General features: G+C 60.5%; 1 protein-coding gene. It reads right to left on the bottom strand.

What is annotated here, in order from left to right:
* Positions 1-199 precede the first annotated feature (199 nt).
* On the bottom strand, positions 200-474 hold a 275-nt coding region (locus FQ320_RS25390), incomplete at its 5' end, for a transposase (protein ID WP_148476014.1).

Raw genomic sequence — 474 nt, 5'->3', positions numbered from 1 at the left:
AGGCCTCTGTGTGCGGTTCTGATGTGACCGCGGGCCGGTATGGCGATGCGCGGACCAGAGGCATATCAACAGACCGAGCTCGTGGCTCCTGCGCAAATGCTGCTTTCTCTGACCCGGATCTGATCGATCCTTTGCCCTTACTGTTCAGTGACCTCCTCACACCCCCAACTTACCGGGACGTCGTGACGCGCAATCTTCGCTACGCCATCGTCGCCACCGGATTCCGGTAATCCTCTTGTTTCGTCATCATGGCCCAGAGGCCACGCGCCATCTTGTTGGCCAGCGCGATTGCGGCAACCATGCGTGGCTTGCGGGTTAGCAGGCGCTTCAGCCAACCATTGTTCGGGGTGTCGAACCGCTCGACAGCCTGAAGAACTGCCATGGCTCCAGAGACCAGAAGGGTGCGTATGTCGCGCTGTCCCATCTTCGACGTCTTCCCGAGCCGGGCCTTGCCGCCTGTCGAGTGCTGCTTAG

The sequence above is a fragment of the Oceaniovalibus sp. ACAM 378 genome, assembly GCF_008085915.1.
Lineage (GTDB): Bacteria > Pseudomonadota > Alphaproteobacteria > Rhodobacterales > Rhodobacteraceae > Oceaniglobus.
This window is presented reverse-complemented; position numbering and strand designations above follow the sequence as displayed.